Source organism: Sphingobacterium micropteri (genome assembly GCF_014692515.1).
GTDB lineage: Bacteria > Bacteroidota > Bacteroidia > Sphingobacteriales > Sphingobacteriaceae > Sphingobacterium > Sphingobacterium micropteri.
On the sequence record NZ_JACOIK010000005.1, the window covers coordinates 329,085 to 348,770 of the forward strand.

At 41.5% G+C, this 19,686-nt stretch carries 22 protein-coding genes; 11 read left to right on the forward strand and 11 right to left on the reverse strand.

Going from position 1 to position 19,686, the window contains the following annotated elements:
* Positions 1-34 precede the first annotated feature (34 nt).
* Together H8B06_RS09085 and H8B06_RS09090 are read left to right on the forward strand one after the other, a co-directional pair.
* Positions 35-982: a siderophore ABC transporter substrate-binding protein gene (locus H8B06_RS09085; protein ID WP_190993954.1), complete on the forward strand. Its 948-nt coding sequence runs from the start codon at positions 35-37 to the stop codon at positions 980-982.
* Positions 983-1,032: 50 nt separating this feature from the next.
* Positions 1,033-2,133 (forward strand): L-dopachrome tautomerase-related protein, encoded by a 1,101-nt coding sequence (locus tag H8B06_RS09090; protein WP_190993955.1) that lies wholly within the window; start codon positions 1,033-1,035, stop codon positions 2,131-2,133.
* Here the strand turns inward: H8B06_RS09090 and H8B06_RS09095 are convergent.
* The 10 genes from H8B06_RS09095 to H8B06_RS09140 all read right to left on the reverse strand — a co-directional run bounded on the left by H8B06_RS09095 (position 2,128) and on the right by H8B06_RS09140 (position 10,992).
* Positions 2,128-2,433: a Smr/MutS family protein gene (locus H8B06_RS09095; protein WP_190993956.1), complete on the reverse strand. Its 306-nt coding sequence runs from the start codon at positions 2,431-2,433 to the stop codon at positions 2,128-2,130. The two genes, H8B06_RS09090 and H8B06_RS09095, sit on opposite strands and share 6 nt — an antisense overlap.
* 19 nt (positions 2,434-2,452) lie before the next feature.
* Entirely contained in the window at positions 2,453-2,845 is a 393-nt protein-coding gene (locus tag H8B06_RS09100) for a group III truncated hemoglobin (RefSeq protein WP_190993957.1), read from the reverse strand.
* 113 nt (positions 2,846-2,958) lie between these two features.
* Positions 2,959-3,327, reverse strand: a complete 369-nt coding sequence (gene panD / locus H8B06_RS09105; RefSeq protein WP_190993958.1) for an aspartate 1-decarboxylase — start codon at positions 3,325-3,327, stop codon at positions 2,959-2,961.
* 16 nt (positions 3,328-3,343) lie between these two features.
* Positions 3,344-4,414: a DUF6695 family protein gene (locus H8B06_RS09110; RefSeq protein ID WP_190993959.1), complete on the reverse strand. Its 1,071-nt coding sequence runs from the start codon at positions 4,412-4,414 to the stop codon at positions 3,344-3,346.
* Between the two features lie 9 nt (positions 4,415-4,423).
* On the reverse strand, positions 4,424-5,407 hold the full coding sequence (locus H8B06_RS09115; RefSeq protein WP_190993960.1) for a PLP-dependent cysteine synthase family protein: 984 nt from the start codon (positions 5,405-5,407) through the stop codon (positions 4,424-4,426).
* A gap of 103 nt (positions 5,408-5,510) precedes the next feature.
* On the reverse strand, positions 5,511-6,533 hold the full coding sequence (locus tag H8B06_RS09120; RefSeq protein WP_190993961.1) for a cytochrome-c peroxidase: 1,023 nt from the start codon (positions 6,531-6,533) through the stop codon (positions 5,511-5,513).
* A 68-nt stretch (positions 6,534-6,601) separates the two neighbouring features.
* Positions 6,602-7,498, reverse strand: a complete 897-nt coding sequence (locus H8B06_RS09125; protein ID WP_190993962.1) for an MbnP family protein — start codon at positions 7,496-7,498, stop codon at positions 6,602-6,604.
* 52 nt (positions 7,499-7,550) lie between these two features.
* Positions 7,551-9,539, reverse strand: a complete 1,989-nt coding sequence (locus H8B06_RS09130; protein ID WP_190993963.1) for a TonB-dependent receptor plug domain-containing protein — start codon at positions 9,537-9,539, stop codon at positions 7,551-7,553.
* A 4-nt stretch (positions 9,540-9,543) separates the two neighbouring features.
* The gene (locus tag H8B06_RS09135) at positions 9,544-10,470 is read right to left on the reverse strand and encodes a hypothetical protein (RefSeq protein WP_190993964.1); all 927 of its coding nucleotides are present in this window, start codon (positions 10,468-10,470) and stop codon (positions 9,544-9,546) included.
* Between the two features lie 225 nt (positions 10,471-10,695).
* Positions 10,696-10,992, reverse strand: coding sequence for a hypothetical protein (locus H8B06_RS09140; RefSeq protein WP_190993965.1), 297 nt, complete (start codon positions 10,990-10,992; stop codon positions 10,696-10,698).
* 345 nt (positions 10,993-11,337) lie between these two features.
* Between H8B06_RS09140 and H8B06_RS20815 the strand changes: the two genes are divergently transcribed.
* The 4 genes from H8B06_RS20815 to H8B06_RS09160 all read left to right on the forward strand — a co-directional run bounded on the left by H8B06_RS20815 (position 11,338) and on the right by H8B06_RS09160 (position 16,178).
* The gene (locus H8B06_RS20815) at positions 11,338-13,758 is read left to right on the forward strand and encodes a TonB-dependent receptor (protein ID WP_190993966.1); all 2,421 of its coding nucleotides are present in this window, start codon (positions 11,338-11,340) and stop codon (positions 13,756-13,758) included.
* A gap of 56 nt (positions 13,759-13,814) precedes the next feature.
* The gene (locus H8B06_RS09150; protein WP_190993967.1) at positions 13,815-14,513 is read left to right on the forward strand and encodes a hypothetical protein; all 699 of its coding nucleotides are present in this window, start codon (positions 13,815-13,817) and stop codon (positions 14,511-14,513) included.
* Positions 14,514-14,581: 68 nt separating this feature from the next.
* Positions 14,582-15,064 carry a DUF4625 domain-containing protein gene (locus tag H8B06_RS09155; protein WP_190993968.1) on the forward strand — a complete coding sequence of 161 codons (483 nt, stop codon included), beginning with the start codon at positions 14,582-14,584 and terminating at the stop codon, positions 15,062-15,064.
* Between the two features lie 88 nt (positions 15,065-15,152).
* Positions 15,153-16,178, forward strand: a complete 1,026-nt coding sequence (locus tag H8B06_RS09160) for a DUF4625 domain-containing protein (protein ID WP_190993969.1) — start codon at positions 15,153-15,155, stop codon at positions 16,176-16,178.
* Positions 16,179-16,243: 65 nt separating this feature from the next.
* On the opposite strand, the gene H8B06_RS09165 is transcribed toward H8B06_RS09160, so the two are convergent.
* Positions 16,244-16,588: a hypothetical protein gene (locus H8B06_RS09165; protein ID WP_190993970.1), complete on the reverse strand. Its 345-nt coding sequence runs from the start codon at positions 16,586-16,588 to the stop codon at positions 16,244-16,246.
* A 244-nt stretch (positions 16,589-16,832) separates the two neighbouring features.
* On the opposite strand from H8B06_RS09165, the gene H8B06_RS09170 reads away from it, so the two are divergent.
* Genes H8B06_RS09170 through H8B06_RS20655 form a run of 5 tightly spaced genes read left to right on the forward strand, consistent with a single transcriptional unit; the run spans position 16,833 to position 19,669 of the window.
* Positions 16,833-17,060, forward strand: a complete 228-nt coding sequence (locus H8B06_RS09170; RefSeq protein WP_190993971.1) for a hypothetical protein — start codon at positions 16,833-16,835, stop codon at positions 17,058-17,060.
* Between the two features lie 23 nt (positions 17,061-17,083).
* Positions 17,084-18,268, forward strand: a complete 1,185-nt coding sequence (locus H8B06_RS09175) for a GTP-binding protein (protein ID WP_317170879.1) — start codon at positions 17,084-17,086, stop codon at positions 18,266-18,268.
* 17 nt (positions 18,269-18,285) lie between these two features.
* Positions 18,286-19,281, forward strand: coding sequence for an NAD(P)/FAD-dependent oxidoreductase (locus H8B06_RS09180; RefSeq protein WP_223857569.1), 996 nt, complete (start codon positions 18,286-18,288; stop codon positions 19,279-19,281).
* Positions 19,282-19,299: 18 nt separating this feature from the next.
* On the forward strand, positions 19,300-19,515 hold the full coding sequence (yidD, locus tag H8B06_RS09185) for a membrane protein insertion efficiency factor YidD (RefSeq protein ID WP_190993972.1): 216 nt from the start codon (positions 19,300-19,302) through the stop codon (positions 19,513-19,515).
* Positions 19,439-19,669 carry a phosphoribosyl-AMP cyclohydrolase gene (locus H8B06_RS20655; protein ID WP_223857583.1) on the forward strand — a complete coding sequence of 77 codons (231 nt, stop codon included), beginning with the start codon at positions 19,439-19,441 and terminating at the stop codon, positions 19,667-19,669. Before yidD ends, H8B06_RS20655 begins: the two co-directional genes overlap by 77 nt.
* Positions 19,670-19,686: the final 17 nt, after the last annotated feature.

The window sequence follows — 19,686 nt, forward strand, 5'->3', positions numbered from 1 at the left end:
TGGGAGTGGAAAGATAATTTAGCATAAACAAAAAATGAACAACATACTTAAATCAATACTCGTTTTCTCATGCCTCTTATTTTGCCTGATGCAAACGGGCTGTAATGCTAATCATAAGCAGGAACAATCATCGGGCAATCAGCTTGAGATTGAACATAAACTAGGTCCTACAATGGTTCCTCAAAATCCGTCACGTATTGTCGTGTTAGATATCGGAGCGTTGGAGACACTAAAGGAACTCGGCGTAACACCTATCGGAATTCCGAAGAAATATATGCCGGAATATTTGGATGACCTTAAAAATAACCCGGACATCGCGGATGTAGGTTCTGTAATCGAACCTAATTTTGAGGGAATAAACGCGTTGTCTCCTGATTTGATTTTAATGTCTACCCGTCAGGAACGTTTCTATGACGAATTGAATGATATTGCACCCGCTATATTTATCGGAACGGATAATAAAGACTATTTACCCTCCTTTAAGCATAATGTTATGCTTTTGGCAAAAATAGTGGATAAGGAAAGCATAGCTGAGGAGAAGCTGGATAAACTGGAAGAAAAAATCAGGACAGCGCAGGAGGACTTTGAAGCAAATCCGGGTAAAGCGCTCTTTTTGATTTATAATAACGGTAAATTCAGCGCTTTTGGTAGAGGAAGCCGGTTTGGCTTTATACATGATGTATTGCACATCAAACCCGTAATGGAATTACAGGATGAGTCGGTACACGGTCAACGGGTGTCTAACGAACTTATTGCTGATGCCAATCCAGACTACCTTTTTATCGTTGATCGAAATGCCGCTGTAGTCGGAAAAAAAGCGAATTTAAGCGAAGTCGAGAACCCTCTTATAAAACAAACCGGTGCATTTAAAAACGGTAAGATATTTTATCTCGATCCCGATCTGTGGTTTATCTCCGGCGGCGGATTGACTTCAGTTGACTTCATGGTAGATGATGTAGTAGGAAGGTTTGCTGAAAATTAACAAACCAAAACCGATTTATCGTGTTTGAAAATATAGGTAAACATAATATAATGGTCAAGAATCTAATTTTTATCTATTTATGTACGATGAGTTTCCATGTATTATCCCAAGAGACAAAAGATGCTCGTTTAGAAATTGTCGCTTCTTTCGGGAAGTCGCAGCCAATAGGGGTAAGTGTTTCTAGTAATAACCGGGTGTTCGTATCTTTTCCTCGACGGGAACCTTACATCATGGGGCTATCTGAAATTATTAACGGTGAGCCTAAACCTTACCCTGATAAAAGTTGGAATGCAAAAAATGGGGATCCAAATAGCCATTTTGTAAATGTACAGGACATTTATGTGGATACGGAGGATCAATTATGGATTTTGGATTCCAAACCTTCTTCAGCGGGTTCTGTTTTTGGCAAAGACGGTTCGGAGGAGAGTCGGCAAGGACAATTTAAATTGGTGCAGATAGACTTGGCAAACGACAAAGTGGTGCAACAATATACATTCGATGATTTGGATAAAGCAAAATCAGGACTAAATGATGTACGCGTGGATACGGATAAGAAATTGGCTTACCTTTCGGATCCTGGACAGGCGGGGATTGTGGTATTAGATTTAAATACGGCGATAACAAGATTGGTACTAGCGGATTCACCATTTACAAAAGCTGACCCTAATGTGGTGTTAAGTTATGATGGACAGGACATGCGAGACAATAACGGTAATCCGTTCCGTTCTAACGTGAACGGTATTGCGTTGACAAAGGACAACAAATATTTTTATTTCAAACCGATTAATACAACCAAACTTTATCGGATAGAAACGGTTTACCTCGAAGATGTATCTTTAACAGCGGAGGAGTTGAAATCAAAGGTCGAGAATTTAGGAGAAACGACGATTACGCATGGTTTGGTCGCAGATGTAAAAGGAAATATCTATTTAACTTCTTCGTTGGACTATAGTATTAAACGGTATACGCCCGAAGGTAAAATGGAGACTGTAATACAAGATAGTCGTTTGATTTGGCCGGATTCTTTGGGACTGGGAAGCGATGGTTATCTATATTTTTCTTGTGCACAAATGAATCGTTTACCGCAATGGAATGAGGGTGAAGATAAGGTTTCTTACCCTTACGAGGTTTATCGCGTAAAAGTCTTATAGACCGATATTAACGACCACGATATCTTCGTTATGATAGGAGGGGTGATAGCTGGCAATGGCGGCGCTCTGTCTATAATGTGCTAATTCGTCATAAACGGCTTGGCGCAATATACCCTTTCCTTTCCCGTGGATAAAACGTATTTCGGTATAATCCCAATAGATGGCTGCGTCGAGCATCTCTCGCATCAATTCCAACGATTCTGCCAATAACTCATTGGTCTCATAAATGTCGAGGTTATCCAAGAAAGCTTCTGTATGTAAATCCACTATCTTTGGAGGTTTCGGTAATGTTTTTGCCATGTGAAAAAATGGATATGCGTTAGAGCAACGGCTTGAAAGGCGATTGCCGGATATGATCAAGTTTTATCTGAAATAAAGCAGCCATTTTGCGTCCTCGACTTTTAGCCTCTTCCGCTATGGGCCCTTCGAATAAATCATTTACTGTCTTATCGAAAAGCTGTAACCAGCGTTCGAAGTGTTCAACTCCAATGGGTAATTGGGCATGAGGAGGAAAGGGTCGCCCCTGGTAGGTGTACTCGTCTAGAAGGATGGTTTGCCAGAATGTATACATCTTTTCTAAATGTATTGGCCAGCGACCTTCCAATTTGCTGTTGAATATCGGGCCAATACGATCGTCTTCTTGCACACGACCATAAAAAGTATCGACCATCAATTTGATATCATCCAACGTTTGTATATCTGCTTTTGCCATAACTTATCTCCAAATGCAAAGGTAAATAAGAAATCACAGAAAAAATAGGAGATGACGTATAAAGGTTGCGCTATTTGTCTGTATAGTGCAACCTTTTAGGTGTGTATTTCTTATCAATAATCGTACTGTTCAACCGATTTTATTTTGTTTTCGCCCTCTGTGAAAACAAGGGTGGGTTGGTAGGTGTCTGCTTCTTCTGGCGATAGTTGGATAAAAGAAAGAATATGTACGGTATCATCTACTTTAGCGTGAAGTGCTGCACCACCGTTCATACAAACCTCTCCACTACCTCTTTTTCCGGGGAGCACATAGGTCATGATACGGCTACCACTGACGGCATTGTTAATATAAACTTGTTCATATTTTTTGATACCGGCTGCATCGAGTAAATCGGCATCGATCGTAATAGATCCATTGTATTCTACATTTGCCTCCGTGACCTTAACGGTGTGAATTTTTGCTTTTAAAATTGTTAATTTCATCTATATAAATTTATTATTATAAAATAGCTTTTATGTTTTCGGTATTGTCATCTGCTTCTTGAAAGGTTGACCCTGCTGAAAATATGTAAAGATTATCGTCCTGTAAAATGGAGTAGCTGCTATGTAGGAAATTGAAGGTAAAAGTATAGGGACGATTGATGTCGAAATTTTGGATACAGGTCGTTTGTATTTTATATTCTAGCTTTCCCGAAACAGCATATTTATAAATGACAAATATGTTTTCACCTTGGAGTTGCTCTAATCGGAACCAAGCGCCCTCACCAATACCCCCGATCCATTGCACATGTGGAGGTACAAGGGCTGGACATGGCGGGGCCGATATCATGCCAGGTATTTGGTCTGATGCCAAATTCTGCGATCCTTTTTTTGTGAAATTATCCTTCAACAAGCCGAATTGGAACAACAGGGAGTCTTTTCGTTTCATTTTCCATTGTTTGAGTATACCTTGCTCGTAACAAAAAACCTCTTCTTTAGGAGCGGCATTAACAACATTACTCGTCGGGCTTGCCTTTAGGCATTCGGGATAAAGTATTTTACGCCGTCTTTTATCATCTGCATCCATTCCTTCTGTTACTACTTGGGCTACAAATCGGGAACAGCTGTTGTTATTTTTTGCCAAAGCCCCATATAAAATAGGTCCCTCGGCTACCAATTTTTCCGCATAGGCGACACATTTTGAAAAGGAAACGTTTTTACATATCGAGAAGACTGTACGTCCACCCCCATGTGTCGCCTCTTCTTTTTTACAAAGTTCTCTCAAAATTTCTTCTATGTTCTGGATATCGTCTTGTGGCGTAATAAGTGCTTTTGTGAAGATCTCCAAACGTGGATCAAAAAGAGTAGATCTTGCTCTTCCATAACCCCTTGGAGACAAATAACGACCGAAATCAAAATAACGTATGGTGCCACTATTTCTTTCGATAAGTAATAAGGCCGCATGTCCTACTTTAAAATGGAGATTTTTTACAAGGCCTATCTGCTTTAAAAATATCATCCATTTTTCATCACCCAATGCAGTTTTATCAGGCCAAGAAATTGGAATAGCGATATCGTTGAAAGTATACATATTCAAAAATTAGAATGAAGTAATGTTGGAAGAGATGTTGGCTGGATAAACACTTCCGTTATAAAGTTTGCTGATATACCGGTCACCATGATCCGGAAAAAATAGGACAACGGTATCTGTGGGGATGAAGCTCATCTTATCTATATAACAATCTAAAGATGCCATGACAGCAGCACTGGAAAACCCCGCCATAATACCCGTTTGGGAATAATATTCTTTTGCAATATGCTTTGTTTTTTGACAATTTACTTGAAAGATGTGATCTACATAGGTTGCATCAAAAGACCCCGGGACGAAGTTTCTTCCAATTCCTTCGATGGCATCAAAAGGAATCATGCTCGTGGGTAACGTGCGATGTTTAAGAAAATGGCTGAGAATAGAACCTTTTGGCTCTATACCCCACACTTTAATATCCGAACGCTGTTCTTTTAAAAAACGACCTACGCCCGAGATCGTTCCCCCTGTGCCTACCCCTGCGATGAAATGGGTGATATTCCCAACGGTTTGTTCCCATATTTCGGGAGCCGTTGTTTGATAGTGCGCTCTAATATTTTGGTTATTATAATATTGATTGGTAAAGTATGCATTAGGATGGATTGCCGCGAATGATTGTGCTTTGAATTGTGTGGAGTTGAAATCGTGTAAACCATTGGAGTTCTCACAAATCTCGATGTCTGCGCCCGCTTTTATCAAAAGATTAATCTTCTCTTGTGAACAGCTCTGTGAAATGAATATTTTAGCACGATATCCTAATTTTTTCGCTATTAACGTAATCCCTAGCCCAGTATTACCGCTGCTCGCTTCTACAAAAATTCCACCAGGTTTGATTTTGTTTTTAGCGATAGCATCCTTAATCATAAACAATGCGGGTCTATCTTTTGCAGACATCCCAGGGTTATGAAATTCTTCTTTAATAAAAATGTTGGTGTGATATCGAGTGGAGAGAGCATCACAGCGCCGAAGTGGAGTATTGCCTATAAATTTGCTAATCAAAATATTGTCTTTCTTAATTATGCCATATCTATAACGAAGAAATAGGTGTTATAGCATATCCTAAGAACAAATATTAGGTTCAATTTGGGAAACAATTGGGAATTTATTTTCCTATAAATGTGCTGTCGCTTAATGTTTTAATGAAGGAAATAATATCCTCCTTTTCCTGTTCGCTTAAGGGTATTCTATTATTGTTCTCTTTTAAGATAGGATCTAGGTTGTCAGCATCTAATACGCCACTATCGAAATAATCCAAAACGGCTCTTAAAGTGGGAAACTGGCCAAAGCTACCATATGGTGCCGTGTATTCAGCATTTCTTAAAGATGGAACTCGAAAACGCATATAATCGCTAGACATCCCTGTCACTCGGGCACGTCCTGCTTCTTCTGTACTAGGGTTTAAAGGAAATCCTACATTTCTGAAACGTTGATCGGTAAACAGCGCTGTACTATGGCAACTTTCACATTTAATCTTAAACGCTTCATATCCCCTTGCCTCACGTTCTGTAAATACCTCTCCTTCGTTTCGCTTCACTTTATCGTACTTACTGTTAGCAGAGATCAGTGTATATTCATACTGTGCAATACTTTTGTAAATTCTGTCAGGCGTAATCTCTTCATCGCCGAATGCATTTTTGAATAAGTACTTATATTCATGTTCATCCTTTATTTTTCCAATGACTTCCATAATGGAGGAATTCATTTCCTCGTGTGTGATGATGGGGACTAACGGCTGGCTTTCCAGCGTGAGTTTGTTGCCATCCCAATTATAAAATTTCATAAATGCCAAATTTTGAATAGGGGGGGTATTCCGTAGCCCTACTCTCCCATAAATTCCTATAGCCTGAACGTTATTGTCTGCAAAAGCACTCGATTGATGATGGCAATCTGCACATGAAATGGTATTATTCCCGCTGAACTTTTTCTCGTGGAATAATTTTTCGCCTAGTTCCACACCATATTTTGTAGGCCTATTTTTGCTTACCGAACTGTTCAGTGGTGGAAAACCTAAAGGGATATCCAGTGGAATTTCGGGGTTATCATGGTGTATTGGTTCGATAATGTCATCCCGCTCACAAGATAGTAAGAGTAGTAAAATGGATAAAAAGGCAAGTACTTTTCTCATGTTTAAGAAGATATCGTGGGGGAAAGAGCCACCATTATTACTCGTTTTCGGCGGCTCTTTTCTTCACCTTAATTTTCTATGCTTTGAATCGAAAACATACCGGTAACGTCGTTTGAACCATTTCCGCCCAGATTATCAACGAATTTTACCATTTGAAGGGCAGTGTGCGTATTTGGAGTAGCGTCATTATATTCTGTATCCTCATGCTCATGATCATCTGGATTACTTCCAGATTTTAACACAATTTTGTAGAGATTGCCGCTCAAGAGTTTATCAAAATCTGCTTTTATCGTAATTTTGGGTGCTTTCTTGCCGACTATAGCACTGGAAGGAAGATTCAGCGTAATGTCTCGGTAAGCGTCTACGCCTTGGGTATAGGTCTCCTCATTATCCTTTGTTCCTTCCACTGTGCTTCCCGTATGGATAGATAGTTGCTTATTGTCAGTGCCATAGACGCCTTCGATTTTTGTAAAGCGGTAGCCTGTTCCCCATTCCCACATCATTTTGGTGTCGTTTGCACCAGCTTCGGCATAGAAGAGAGGAAACCGGTCTAGGGTATTCAAATCCCATTTAACGCCCAAGCCGAATTTGATTTGTTTATATTCACCCGCAGGAACGTTGCTCAATATATAATCCAACGTTTGCGGTTTGGCCTGGTTTACGACGGTTGCTCCCTTATCTAAATCATTGATATTATACGGTATTTCATTGCCATCTGTTTTTATAAGACGAATGTTGCTGATTACGTATTTTAATTCGGAGAAATGATGATTTTGTCCTGCAGCGGAAGTGTTCACCGTAGCTGTAGAAGATGTTGCATTTCCCAGCACGATAGTCTCTTCTTTAAACGTATTATTAAAATGCAAGGTGATATTGTTGGCAACAGGCTTGTCATCGTCTTTGCTACACGCTATAAATGCAAGTGAACATATCGATAATAATAGAAAGTTTTTAAGTGTTTTCATGTTTTTAGTTATATGAGATGTATGAATGTAATAGTTGTTTATACTTTGTGTATTAAAAATTAAATTTCAAGGCCGTGAAGATATTGCGCCCCATTCTCGGGATATTGCCCCAATCTGCGTATGTACTGTAATACGCGTTGAATAAATTTTCTGCGCCGACCTGCAAAACCGCTTTATAATTTTTGAAGTTAAACGTATAATCGGCGGAGGCATTCCAAATCTGATAAGCCGGAGTGAGGTCCTCGCCATATTCCGGACTGTAATTATCCTGTGCAAAATCACCATGCAAAGACGTTTGAATGCCGAATTTATGATGCATAAAATGAAGGGATGTTTGATAGGTCAACGGACGGATGAAAGGTAGATTCCCCTGTTGATCGTCTGTTGCCCGGGCATAGCTAAGGGTGCCTTTCCAATGCAGATGTTGCAGGATATCGTAGTTGGCATTCAAAGCCATGTTGAAAAGTTTAGCATAATTCAACGAGGTGTAGCCTTTCACACCGACCGATTGGTAGTTCATCGGGCTTCCCAAACTCAAGATTTTTCCAACGATATAATTTTGGATATGAAAGTAGTTTGCTTTAACTTCAATACCCATTCCGTCCTTTTTAAATCCTGTGCTCGCATTGACTTCATAGGATATTTCATTCTTCAGGTCGGGGTTCCCAATATAATCGTATCGGTCGAAGCTGTTATATATATAGTAACCATATCCTTCCGAAACAGATGGTGCTCTATGTCCGTAGCCCGCTCCCACGGAAAAATCAAACTGCTGGATATTTAACTGATAACTGGTATGCAAAGCTGGCAATATCCTGTTTTTTTCCTGCGGCGTGCCGGGATAGAAAATCCAGTTAAACTCTACATATTTGGAATGGTTGTAGTTCCACCCCAGCGATCCACCGAAATTTAATCGGCTGACTTCTGAAAAGTCCCAAGAATTATTTATTGACAAGCCGGTGAAACGCGTGGTAACCCAAGGCCAGCTGTATGCAAACATAGTTTTATTGCTCCGGTCTTGCGGATACATAGTCATTTCCGCAATAGAAAGATTATCATAAGCATTTAACTGAATCTCTGCGCTATAAGCATGTCGTTTTAAATTCGCACGCGAAACCAGTCCGTAAGTAGTACTCCAGCCTGGCATATCCATATGGACTAAATTTTCAGGCCGTTTCGTATCGTCCATATAATGTTCCATCGTATTGAAATATAGCTTGGTATCCCAGACGCGTACAATTCCCTCTTCAAACAATTGTTTATAAGCGGCTGACGTGATCAATGCACGGGAAAGCCATAAATCCATGGGGAGGGCCGGAAAGCCGACATCCTCTGCTTTGTCATATATAGCATCTACCCGAACGGAGGAAAGCGGCCCCGTTTTATAGGCTAGTCCTAACGAAGTATTAAATTTGCGGTATTGCGAGTGATTTACTTCAGTGTTGTTTCCGTCAGAATAGTTGCCTGCTTTCCGGAAAGCAACACTTCCATCCGCTACAAACTTATCGCTTGAATAAGACAGGTTCCCTAGGTTGAAAAACTGTTTGTTATTAGTCTCAAAACCAGTTTGATAACCGCCACTCCATGTTTTTTCCATCCCGAATGGGGTACTTTTTCTTTTCAGATCGATGCTTCCCGCAACCGTAGCGCCATGTATACTTCCTTCTTGACCCGATGTAATATCGATTGTGGAAAGGTTGTTACTTTCTACATATGAGGTGACGGGATCCATTTTATCTGTACATGCACCGAAAACATGCATCCCATCGATCGTAATGGTAGAGCGTTCCGTACTCATGTTATTCAGTAAGGGCTCCCATGCGTATGCTCCGCGTTTGATGAAACTGATATTGTCAGAAGAGGCTAAAAATTCATCTACCGAAACCGCCATCTTCATTTCGTTTTCTATTTTTTTCTTAGCAGTGGCGATAACTTTCACTTCTTCAATTTGCTGAATACTATCACGCTGGGTATGCATATGTTGTGCTTTAGCATTCATTCCAAGAAAAAGAATTCCAAAAATAATATGTAGCTTCTTCATAAATCTAGAATAGAATGTCAATATGCAGTTCACTTTTTAGACCCTCGACTCCTGGCGTAAAATCTGTAGGTACTTCGGTACCTTTGATAATATTTCCGCTTTGATCCAGCATGATGAAATTCAATGTCCAGTTTCCGGTCATCGTGTAATTGACCACGCCATGGTACAGACCGTCGTTTTGTGGTGTTAAATCTTTATTGTTGGGTGACGAATGATTGCCCATAGAGGGTTCTGGCATCCGGGGATCTAGCTTTAAAGTATAATCATTTACTTCAGTGTAGGAAAACTTTGAAGGATCCGGATAATCGTCGGAGGATGCAATGATCGGCTTGTTAAATTTGTAAATTCCCGCAATCAAATTATTTTCGCCGACCTTCGGTTTTTGTGGAGACACCAATGCGATAACGTATTGGTCATTGTCTTTTCCCGTAAATGTAGCCATATTCAGATTTTTGTTAGTCTGTTGTTGAACAGTGATGGCTTGTCGCATAGTGTGGAGTTGATTATCAATGGTGAAGTCGATATAAAGCTCCCATTGTTCGTCCAGACTACTTTCATGCGTAAATACGACATACCCCGAAAAATAGTTTTCCGCTGTTATATAAGCCAAATCGTATTGATGAGGGCAGGAAGTATTGTTTTCCTCCCGATCTGTTCTGATGGGGAGGAAGGTAGCGGAAGAAGCCGTTTTTTTTTCGTTCGTTTGGCTATCCGTAATCTTTAAACGGATTTCATTGTAGCCCTTATAGAACGTTCCATTTAATGCTTCAATGCTGATGTCATAATCTCCGTTATGGATATGAATAGCTTCCTTAAATTCATCGTATGTTGGAACGACGACATCTATTTCTGCTTCGTAATCCGTTTTTTCTTTTGTACAGGACAATATCGCAAAGCATGCTGCGGCAAGAAAAAATAGTTTTCTTCTCATTATTATTGACAATTGTTTCGTTAAAGTGATTGAAATCCAGTAGCCTGTTATTAAACTGACATGTCAAGAATAGGAACCAACATTGTTATATGGGCTGGATAAGGTATTCCCAATTATCATCATATATAAAATGATAATTGGTTTTCGTCTCAGCTAAGAAATCAATTGTATCCAAATAACAAGTAGCTTCAGGTTGATGTCAGGGCTACGTTTCATTGTTTTGGATTAGCTAATTGGGGGATGGAATACAGAGGTGTTGTAGTTAAATAGGTAATCAATCAGATAAGGTGAAAAATGGTTTGGGCCGATTTCTTCTTTCGGCTGATACATCGTATGTATGGTGCTCTCTTTATGCAGATAGAGTGCATTATATTCATATACGACTAGATTCTTTTTTGTTTCTTCTTTTTCTTTTTCGCTTATTTTCTGCATCAATACACATTGACCATCACAGTGAAGCTGTGGTCGGTCCTTGTTTACACACTTTGCGAGATAATCGGGTAGATGTATCTGATATTCCATAGTCATAATACTGCGATAGAATGATTGCAGTGTCAAAGCGAGTAATAGAATATAGGTACAAAAACGTATCAAACCTTTTTTTCTTAATGGATCTCAACAAAGATACGGAAAGAATATCTTCTAGAAATGATAAACATCACTTTTGTGAATTATTTACCCTTTTTTCTAGCGAACTATTCACTGTATTACGCTATCTATTTATTACGTACCAAGGGTTGAGATTTTTGGGAGTGGATCTAGATTAACACGGATATAAAAATAAAAGCAATAAAGTTGCTTTTGATGTTTGCGTGTTTTATATTTGCATCTTTGTTGCTTTTAATGAGCTAATAGGAACGCGAATTGATGAAGTATAACATTATCTGCTTGTTTAACGTATTATTAACGACATTTATTTACGCACAGGAAAAAGAATGTACGCTTTCAGGTGTGATAATTGATGTTGATTGCAAGACTTTGCCTAATGTAGCGATCACAATCGATACATTAAGACATTCCTCGAAATCGGACCATACAGGAAAGTTTTCAATAGCTGGTTTACCTCAGGGTAAATATGTCGTCGTACTCAGTCATGTAGGTTATATACCGGAAGAGAGAACAATAACGATTGAAAGTACCCCAATTGATTTGGGAATTATCGTTATGAAGAAGACCAATTATGCGATAAAACAAGTTGATGTCCTGGGAGAGATTTACGCCACTACGCCTGCCGGTGCGCTGAATAAAGAGCTTGTCGATCAGCAGTATATCCATCGGCATCTGGGTGGAAGCTTAATGCAGACACTTTCACGACTTCCAGGGATAAGCAATATCGGTATCGGATCTGGACAGTCAAAACCTTTGATCCGAGGTCTCGGTTTCAACCGCGTCGTAGTCGTAGAAAAGGGCGTCAAACATGAAGGACAGCAATGGGGCGCCGATCATGGACTGGAAATCGACCAATTTGCTGCCAGAAATATCGAAGTGATCAAAGGGGCGGCGTCTTTCCTGTATGGCTCCGATGCTATCGGCGGTGTCATTGATATAAAGCCAGAGCCTTTGTCCGAAAAGGAATCGCTTTCGGGATCCCTGAACCTCATCGGCAAATCGAATAACGACCTCTACGGTGTGTCTGCAAATGCACAGGGTAGGACAGAAAACTGGATCTATGGAGGAAGGGTTACCTATCAGCGTTATGGCGATTATCGGGTTCCAACGGATACCGTGCATGTTTATGACTATCCGGTGCGCCTTCACAAAAATAAGGCTCGGAATACGGCCGGAAAAGAACTGAACCTCCACTTCAATGGAGGGTATGCTACCGAAAATTTCGAGACTATTTTCTATATCAGCAACAATTCGAACAGAAGTGGTTTCTTTGCTAATGCCCATGGACTCGAACCGAGAAGAGTCGATACCGAACTGCACGATACCTCCAGCCGGGATATGCAAATGCCGTATCAACAGGTGAACCACTTCAAGGTTATCAACCGAAGTTCCTTAACGATAGGTTTCCATCGTATAGAAATGGAAGCCGGATTTCAGCATAATTTCCGTCAGGAATACAGCAAATATGTAAATCATGGCTACATGCCACCTGTATATCCGGACAGCATGAAAATGCCTTCAGACCTTGAACGGCAATATGACAAAAGGGTTTATTCTTTGAATCTTCGTGACAGGTTTTCCGTAGGACAGCACACTTTTGTAGCCGGAATCAATGGTGAGTACCAGCATAACCGGATTGACGGATGGAGTTTCCTCATTCCCGGTTTTAATCAACTTTCGGCCGGCGCTTTTCTATATGACCGATACCGGTTAAATGACAAAGTTTCGCTGTATGGAGGCTTACGATATGATTATAGCCATATCGAAACCATAAAATATACAGACTGGTTTCCGTCTGTCGTTTCAGACGAGAACGGCAACTCGGAAACTGCATATCTCACGCGGGCCGCTAATCTTCAGCGCACCTTTAACAGCTTGGTTTGGTCTTTGGGAGCCACATACAATGAAGGAGATTTTTCAATGAAGGCCAATGTTGGTAAAAGTTTCCGCGTACCGATAGCCAAAGAACTGGCTGCAAACGGTGTCAACTATCATTATTTCAGTTACGAACTTGGGGATCCGGCGCTATCGCCCGAACAATCGTATCAATTCGATGCGGGACTCAGCTACAGCAAAGAAAAACTCAGTTTAGAACTGAATCCTTTCTATAACTACTTTAGTAACTATATATACTTAAACCCCACGCCCCGCCACGACCATTTTTATGGAGCCGGGAACCAGATTTTTGGATATACACAAAGTCGGGTACAACGCTATGGCGGAGAGATCAAAATAGGTTACCGGCTCTCGGAAGTCTTCCGTACAGAGCTGCTCGCCGAATACGTAAAAGCTGAGCAACTCTCGGGGAGCAAGAAAGGCTATCCATTACCATTCTCGCCGCCGGCCTCCTTCCTCGCCAATATGAGCTGGCAACCGAATACGGGTTCCCTAAAGAATTCTTACTTCTCTGTTGATTTGCGGTTGGTGGCTCCGCAGAACGAAATCGTTCCTCCGGAAAAGAAAACGCCGGGATATGAACTTGTAAACGTTCAGGTTGGTCATCCATTGATGATCTATGGTAGACCTATACAGATAAATCTGCAGGTGCAGAATCTCTTTGATACCAAATATCTGGACCATACCAGTTTCTATAGGCTGATAGAAATGCCCGAAGTAGGAAGAAACATTGTGCTTTCGCTGTCTGTACCCTTTGACTTCTCCCGTAAAAGAAAATCATAACGATGACTATAACATGTTAAATAAAATAAATCGTGAAAAAAATAAAAATTAGATATATGAAACCATTTAAAAAACTATGCTTATTTATTCTACTGGGAATTTTTTCTTTCTCTGGCTGCAAAAGCGATGATGAAATCCCGAAACCGGAACCAGAATCACCATTTGAGATTACAGATCATTTTGTAGCAGGAACACTGACGCAAAAGAGCGGTAGTAAATATACTAGTGTGTTCTTTATCCAGTTCCTTGAAGACAATAAGGCGCTGTTCATCAATTCCAGCTCAAACAACCTCGTCGGTACATACACCTTAACCGATGACGAGTTGACATTTGAGGTGACAGGAGGCAACGAGCGTGTTGCCAGATTTACCTTAGATGAGAACAAAAAGATTACATCAGCCTATTATCGGGCATTGACGATGGAATACGATGCGACCGGACAACTTTTACCTGTGTCGGAAACCAATGAGCTTGCCGGCAAAACTTTCATGGGCGAAGAGTTCAAAATGGGGGAAGCAAGCAACAGGACCGGCGTGATATATACATTCAACAAAGCAGGTACAACCACCTATGGCTCGGGAACAACTGACGCGGCCGAAATTGACAATACTGTTAATAACTATACGTTGATCGGCGGCAACGGCTTTAAGTATGTAAGCGGAAGCAAGGTAGAACTGGGGTTTATCTCTAATAAGGAGCTGACGGTTTTCAGGGTAGACGGTCTCTATTTTTACGGTAAATACGCACAACAGTAAGGAAAACAGATGGAGGGCAGATTCTTAAACCGACTCTAACATAAACGGACATTGAAAATTAATAGTATATGAAAAAGAAACTAAGATTAATCGGAACAGTGGCGGCAGCCATGTGTATATTATGGAGCTGCAAAAAGGACAACGATGAAACAACTGTCGATAATCATGCACCCGTTATTGACCTTACTGGTGATGCTTTTCCCGTTCAATGCAGCACGTTGAAGAGAGGCGGTAGTTTTATCTTTAAAACGAAATTCAGCGACAATGTTGAACTGGGTACCTACAGCATAGATATCCACCATAACTTTGATCACCACACCCATAGCACCGAGTTCGAAGAATGTGAACTGCAACCTAAAAAAGAGCCTGTAAAACCTTTTTTGTTTATCAAGTCCTACGATATACCATCCGGTCAAAAAAATTATGAGGCCGTACAACAGATCGAAGTACCTGCCGACATCGATCCTGGCGACTATCACTTTATGATATCCATATCCGATCATGTTGGTTGGAGTACTATAAAAGGACTGAGTATACAGATTGTGGAATAACATGCTTGCTGGGGGCCGATATGTCATAACAGCTATACGAATTGAAGAAATAATATCAATAATTTATCATAATTAAAATTAAGTTAACATGAAAAAAACAAACATTTATCTATTCTTATTCCTTTTATTAGGAATATTCGGCACATTGAGTTCCTGTAGTAAAGACGATGATGAGATCCCTGTTGGAAAGCCCGTAATCAACCTCTCTGAAGTGGGGCTTGAAAACAGCAGAACTGCCGTTGCAGGTTCAGACTTACATCTGGAGGGAGATGTCCTGGCAGAAGGTCTGATTGCGAAGATCGATATCGAAATCCACCAGGAAGGTGGCGGGGAATACAAGATTGAAAAATCTTGGACCAGCGAGAAATATGTCGGTAAAAAAAATGCAACATTCCACGAGCATTTGGATATTCCTGATGTTGCGCCCGCTGGAGAATATCATCTGCATTTTACCGTGACGGATCAACTTGGAAACACGGCAACAGTCGAGTCTGAGTTGATTATCGAAAGTGCTGATGTACCTGTTGCCTATCAATTACAATTTATCGAATCAGCGGGTTATGCACATGGCAATCATTTCCATGACCTGGCAGACAAAGAAGGCGCAGAAATAATTACGGTGAGTTTTGATGCGCAAGGATCAGCTATCACAGGAGGACACCTGCATTTGGATCCTCATGGAATCTACAAAGTCGAACTGAAACAGTTTGACGATGCCGGAAACGAAGTACAGGGAAAATATATCGAAAGTGAAGACGTAGCTAAATACTATAAGGCATTTTTAATCGGTGGAGAGTTTATACTTAATTCTACTACAGAAGATGAAAGCGGTGCAATCTTCCAGCCAAGAGAAACAAAATATGGCGACGGAACTGACGTTAGCGGAGCAAGCGGTACCGGTACAACGGGAACGATATTCTACTTTACAGTGGGACATGCCAATGAGGGAGAGAAAGATGTTACGTATGTATTGAGAAAATTCTCGTCTGCATTAATAAAACCAACCATCACACGTGAACAGTGGAACTTGGCCGACTATGCAGCCAAATTTGCCGGCGAAGATGTTATCAAGCTTTCGTTTGAAATACATGCTGAAGAAGGACACGACCATTAACAGTCCTTATCACATGGCAGGAAGGAATCGGACATTTTTTGTCCGATTCTTTTTTTATCAGGTAATTACATGATGACGGCGTCTGTGACCCATATTTCTAACCGATTCCTTTCCTTTCGATTCAGAACAGTTTTTCCTTTTATGGTCACGGGGCGCTCAGACATCTTTTCCTTTTTGCTATCGGAAAGGATGACCTCTACCATGGCAGGAATCCCGTTCTGCCCGCAGAACATACACTGCTGGATCGGTAAAACGGATAACATGAAAGTATTATGCCGAAAACCGGACGTGATCGGGATCATGTAGCCCTGTAGTTCCACGGTCTTACCGTCCAATGCGGCCAAGGGTGGAGGGAAATGCGGTGTGTAGACCGTTTTGCCGTTTTCTTTGGTCACTTTATACATCAGCATATCAAACGTCTCTCATACTTTGTTCATTAACGGCTTGTGATCCTCCAGATGCTGCATTTCAGCAGATTTCTGCTGGGTCTTCGCGTGACCCGGCCAAGCTACAAAAGCTACGAAAAACATCAAGATCAGTAGTTTATTTAACATATCTGGATACAACTAAGTGAAAGACAAATATAAATATATTAATGCAACATTATTGCGTTTATGGTTTTTATTCGTATTTTTGATTCAAAATGAAAGAACAATGAGTGTCATTCCACAAAATTTTGAAGACTGGAAGGTCTGCATTGAAATGAAATGCGGCATCCCTTTGACACTGGAATTTGCAAAAAAACGTCTGGCCGTATATGAAGACGAGACACTGGCCGAGACACGCAGGTTCATCAAACTATACGGGCGTGAGCATCTGCAACATATCAGAGAGTGGTTCCGGCAGATCGTCCGTGAGGAAGGAATTAAAATAAGGTTTTAATAAAAAATAGCAATGAACAGAAAATTCCCGTTACCGTTTTAAGCGGCTTTTTGGGAGCCGGAAAAACATCTTTGTTGAACCATGTGCTGCATAACAAAGAGGGGCAGAAAGTGGCCGTCATCGTAAATGACATGAGTGAGGTGAATATTGACGTGCAGGCGGTTGAACGTGAGAACGTACTATCCCGTACCGAGGAGAAACTGGTTGAGATGAGCAATGGATGCATATGCTGTACACTGCGGGAAGATCTCATGGTCGAGGTAGAAAGATTGGCACACGAGAATAGGTTTGACTACCTCTTGATCGAAAGTACAGGAATCTCCGAACCCATTCCTGTTGCCCAGACATTTAGTTATGTCGATCCGAACAATGGTATCGATCTCTCCTCTTTTAGTTATATCGACACCATGGTAACCGTTGTGGATTGTTTCAACTTTTTCCGGGATTTCGGCAGTGCGGAGACGCTTTGGGACAGGGAGCTAACGGATGATGACCTAGATAACCGGACTATCGTTAATCTGCTGACCGATCAGATCGAATTCGCCAATGTCATCATACTGAACAAGGCCGACTTGGTATCAGACGAGACACTGGGCGTTCTGGAGGCAGCGATCCGTAAGCTCAATCCTGGAGCCAAAACCATCCGTACACAGTTCGATCAGGTAGATCCGAAAGATATCATGGGTACGGGTGCATTTGATTTTGAAGAGGCTTCATCTTCTGCAGGCTGGATAAAAGAACTGGAAACCGAGCATATGCCCGAAACAGAGGAATACGGTATCTCGTCGTTCGTCTTCCGTTCACAACAGCCGTTTCATCCACAGCGGCTACATCAGTATCTTAATAAGGATTATCCACATAATATCATTCGGGCAAAAGGACTTTTCTGGATGGCATCCAGACCGGATATAGCTATCAGTTTCAGTCAGGCCGGCGGTAGTGTACGGTTGGAAAGTGCCGGCTCTTGGTGGAGCAGTATGCCCGAAGAAATGCGCTACCAGTATCCCGCCTACGCGGAGATACGGAGCGATCTGATGAAACGCTGGCACCCCCAATGGGAGGATAGAAAAAATGAATTGGTGTTCATCGGTCAGAATCTGGAAAAGGAGAAGTGTATAGCAGAACTGGAAGCCTGTCTATTAACTGAAGAGGAAGCCGATGACTGGCGCTTTACATGGTGGCAGGATGAATTTCCAAAAAATATTTAAAACCTAACATAACGGATATGAACAGAAGGGAATGGATAATAAGCAGCGGACTTCGCCTCGCTGGCTTGGAATATTCCTTTTATCGCCCGTTCAAATATAGAGAAATGGAAAAAAAATCGCATTTTGACGTTATTATTGTTGGCGGAAGTTATGCCGGTCTCTCGGCTGCAATGGCTCTCGGTCGTTCGCTGCGGAATGTCCTCGTCATTGACAGCGGCTTGCCGTGTAACCGTTTTACGCCGCATTCGCACAACTTTATTACGCATGATGGTTCTATCCCGAAAGAAATCACAGATAGAGCCAGATCACAGGTGCTTGCGTATCCTACGGTAGCGTTCTGTTTGGGACGTGTCATTAGTGCCCATAGGGCGACGGATGGCTATAGTATACAAGTGGAAGAAGGTACTTTATATACGGCACGTAAACTCGTGCTAGCTACAGGTGTACGCGATCTACTCCCTGATATCCCCGGCTTTGCGGAAAGTTGGGGGAAATCATTAATACATTGCCCCTATTGCCATGGCTACGAATTTAGAGAAAAAAAAACCGGTATTATAGTAAATGGAGAGAAAGCACTCCATCTGGCTTCGCTGGTGAACAACCTTACGGAAAACGTAACGATACTGACCAACGGAAATGCAGATTTTTCTGAAGAGCAGAGGGCAAAATTGATTTCGCATGGCATCGGCATTGAACAGGAAAAGGTCGTGTCAATTGAACAGGTAAACGGAAATATCTATGGTGTCACCCTAGCCGACGGCCGTCCCCTGGATTTCGAAGCTCTGTATGCTGCACCCTCGTTCGAGCAACATTCCGGTATCTATAGCGATCTGGGCTGCGAGCTGACAGAATCCGGCCATATCAAGGTAGACCAATTCCAGCAGACTACCGTAAGCGGTGTGTTTGCGTGTGGAGATTGCTCTGGGATGTTGCGCTCGGTAGCTTATGCCGTTGCAACGGGCAATATTGCTGGTGCGATGGTCAACCACCAGATGGTACGGGACGATTTCTAGACATAATAACAGCGATATATGAAGCGATTATTTATACTACCGATCAGAGTCTACCAGTACCTCATCTCACCGGTGTTGGGCAATAACTGCAGGCATGTACCAAGCTGTTCGCAATATATGGTCGAAGCAATCAACGAATGGGGTATACGAAAAAACGCTGAAATGTGGACGTGCAACATTCTGGAGCACATCAAGGCAGGAGATATGGACAAAGGGGGAAACGACGGGCAATAGTCTTTCGATCGATCAGGTGCTCGTCGATTGTGATCAGGACGCCATTGTTTATAAGGTGACTTTAGAAAAGGGGGGGATGCCACACGGTTTCTTCCTCTGGCGAACACAGGAAAGCTTGGTTCTACAGAAGATTTGGAGAAGAGGGCAAACTTGATTTTCTTCCTGGAATGG

What these genes read in the sequence shown, in the direction of transcription:
- H8B06_RS09095 (WP_190993956.1), bottom strand. Translation starts at nt 2,433, where the DNA reads ATGGCAAAAACATTACCGAAACCTCCAAAGATAGTGGATTTACATACA.
- H8B06_RS09090 (WP_190993955.1), top strand. Translation starts at nt 1,033, where the DNA reads ATGGTCAAGAATCTAATTTTTATCTATTTATGTACGATGAGTTTCCAT.
- H8B06_RS09100 (WP_190993957.1), bottom strand. Translation starts at nt 2,845, where the DNA reads ATGGCAAAAGCAGATATACAAACGTTGGATGATATCAAATTGATGGTC.
- H8B06_RS09125 (WP_190993962.1), bottom strand. Translation starts at nt 7,498, where the DNA reads ATGAAAACACTTAAAAACTTTCTATTATTATCGATATGTTCACTTGCA.
- H8B06_RS09130 (WP_190993963.1), bottom strand. Translation starts at nt 9,539, where the DNA reads ATGAAGAAGCTACATATTATTTTTGGAATTCTTTTTCTTGGAATGAAT.
- H8B06_RS09160 (WP_190993969.1), top strand. Translation starts at nt 15,153, where the DNA reads ATGAAAAAAACAAACATTTATCTATTCTTATTCCTTTTATTAGGAATA.
- yidD (WP_190993972.1), top strand. Translation starts at nt 19,300, where the DNA reads ATGAAGCGATTATTTATACTACCGATCAGAGTCTACCAGTACCTCATC.
- H8B06_RS09120 (WP_190993961.1), bottom strand. Translation starts at nt 6,533, where the DNA reads ATGAGAAAAGTACTTGCCTTTTTATCCATTTTACTACTCTTACTATCT.
- H8B06_RS09135 (WP_190993964.1), bottom strand. Translation starts at nt 10,470, where the DNA reads ATGAGAAGAAAACTATTTTTTCTTGCCGCAGCATGCTTTGCGATATTG.
- H8B06_RS09155 (WP_190993968.1), top strand. Translation starts at nt 14,582, where the DNA reads ATGAAAAAGAAACTAAGATTAATCGGAACAGTGGCGGCAGCCATGTGT.
- H8B06_RS09150 (WP_190993967.1), top strand. Translation starts at nt 13,815, where the DNA reads ATGAAACCATTTAAAAAACTATGCTTATTTATTCTACTGGGAATTTTT.
- H8B06_RS20815 (WP_190993966.1), top strand. Translation starts at nt 11,338, where the DNA reads ATGAAGTATAACATTATCTGCTTGTTTAACGTATTATTAACGACATTT.
- H8B06_RS09170 (WP_190993971.1), top strand. Translation starts at nt 16,833, where the DNA reads ATGAGTGTCATTCCACAAAATTTTGAAGACTGGAAGGTCTGCATTGAA.
- H8B06_RS09085 (WP_190993954.1), top strand. Translation starts at nt 35, where the DNA reads ATGAACAACATACTTAAATCAATACTCGTTTTCTCATGCCTCTTATTT.
- H8B06_RS09180 (WP_223857569.1), top strand. Translation starts at nt 18,286, where the DNA reads ATGAACAGAAGGGAATGGATAATAAGCAGCGGACTTCGCCTCGCTGGC.
- panD (WP_190993958.1), bottom strand. Translation starts at nt 3,327, where the DNA reads ATGAAATTAACAATTTTAAAAGCAAAAATTCACACCGTTAAGGTCACG.
- H8B06_RS09165 (WP_190993970.1), bottom strand. Translation starts at nt 16,588, where the DNA reads ATGCTGATGTATAAAGTGACCAAAGAAAACGGCAAAACGGTCTACACA.
- H8B06_RS09110 (WP_190993959.1), bottom strand. Translation starts at nt 4,414, where the DNA reads ATGTATACTTTCAACGATATCGCTATTCCAATTTCTTGGCCTGATAAA.
- H8B06_RS09140 (WP_190993965.1), bottom strand. Translation starts at nt 10,992, where the DNA reads ATGGAATATCAGATACATCTACCCGATTATCTCGCAAAGTGTGTAAAC.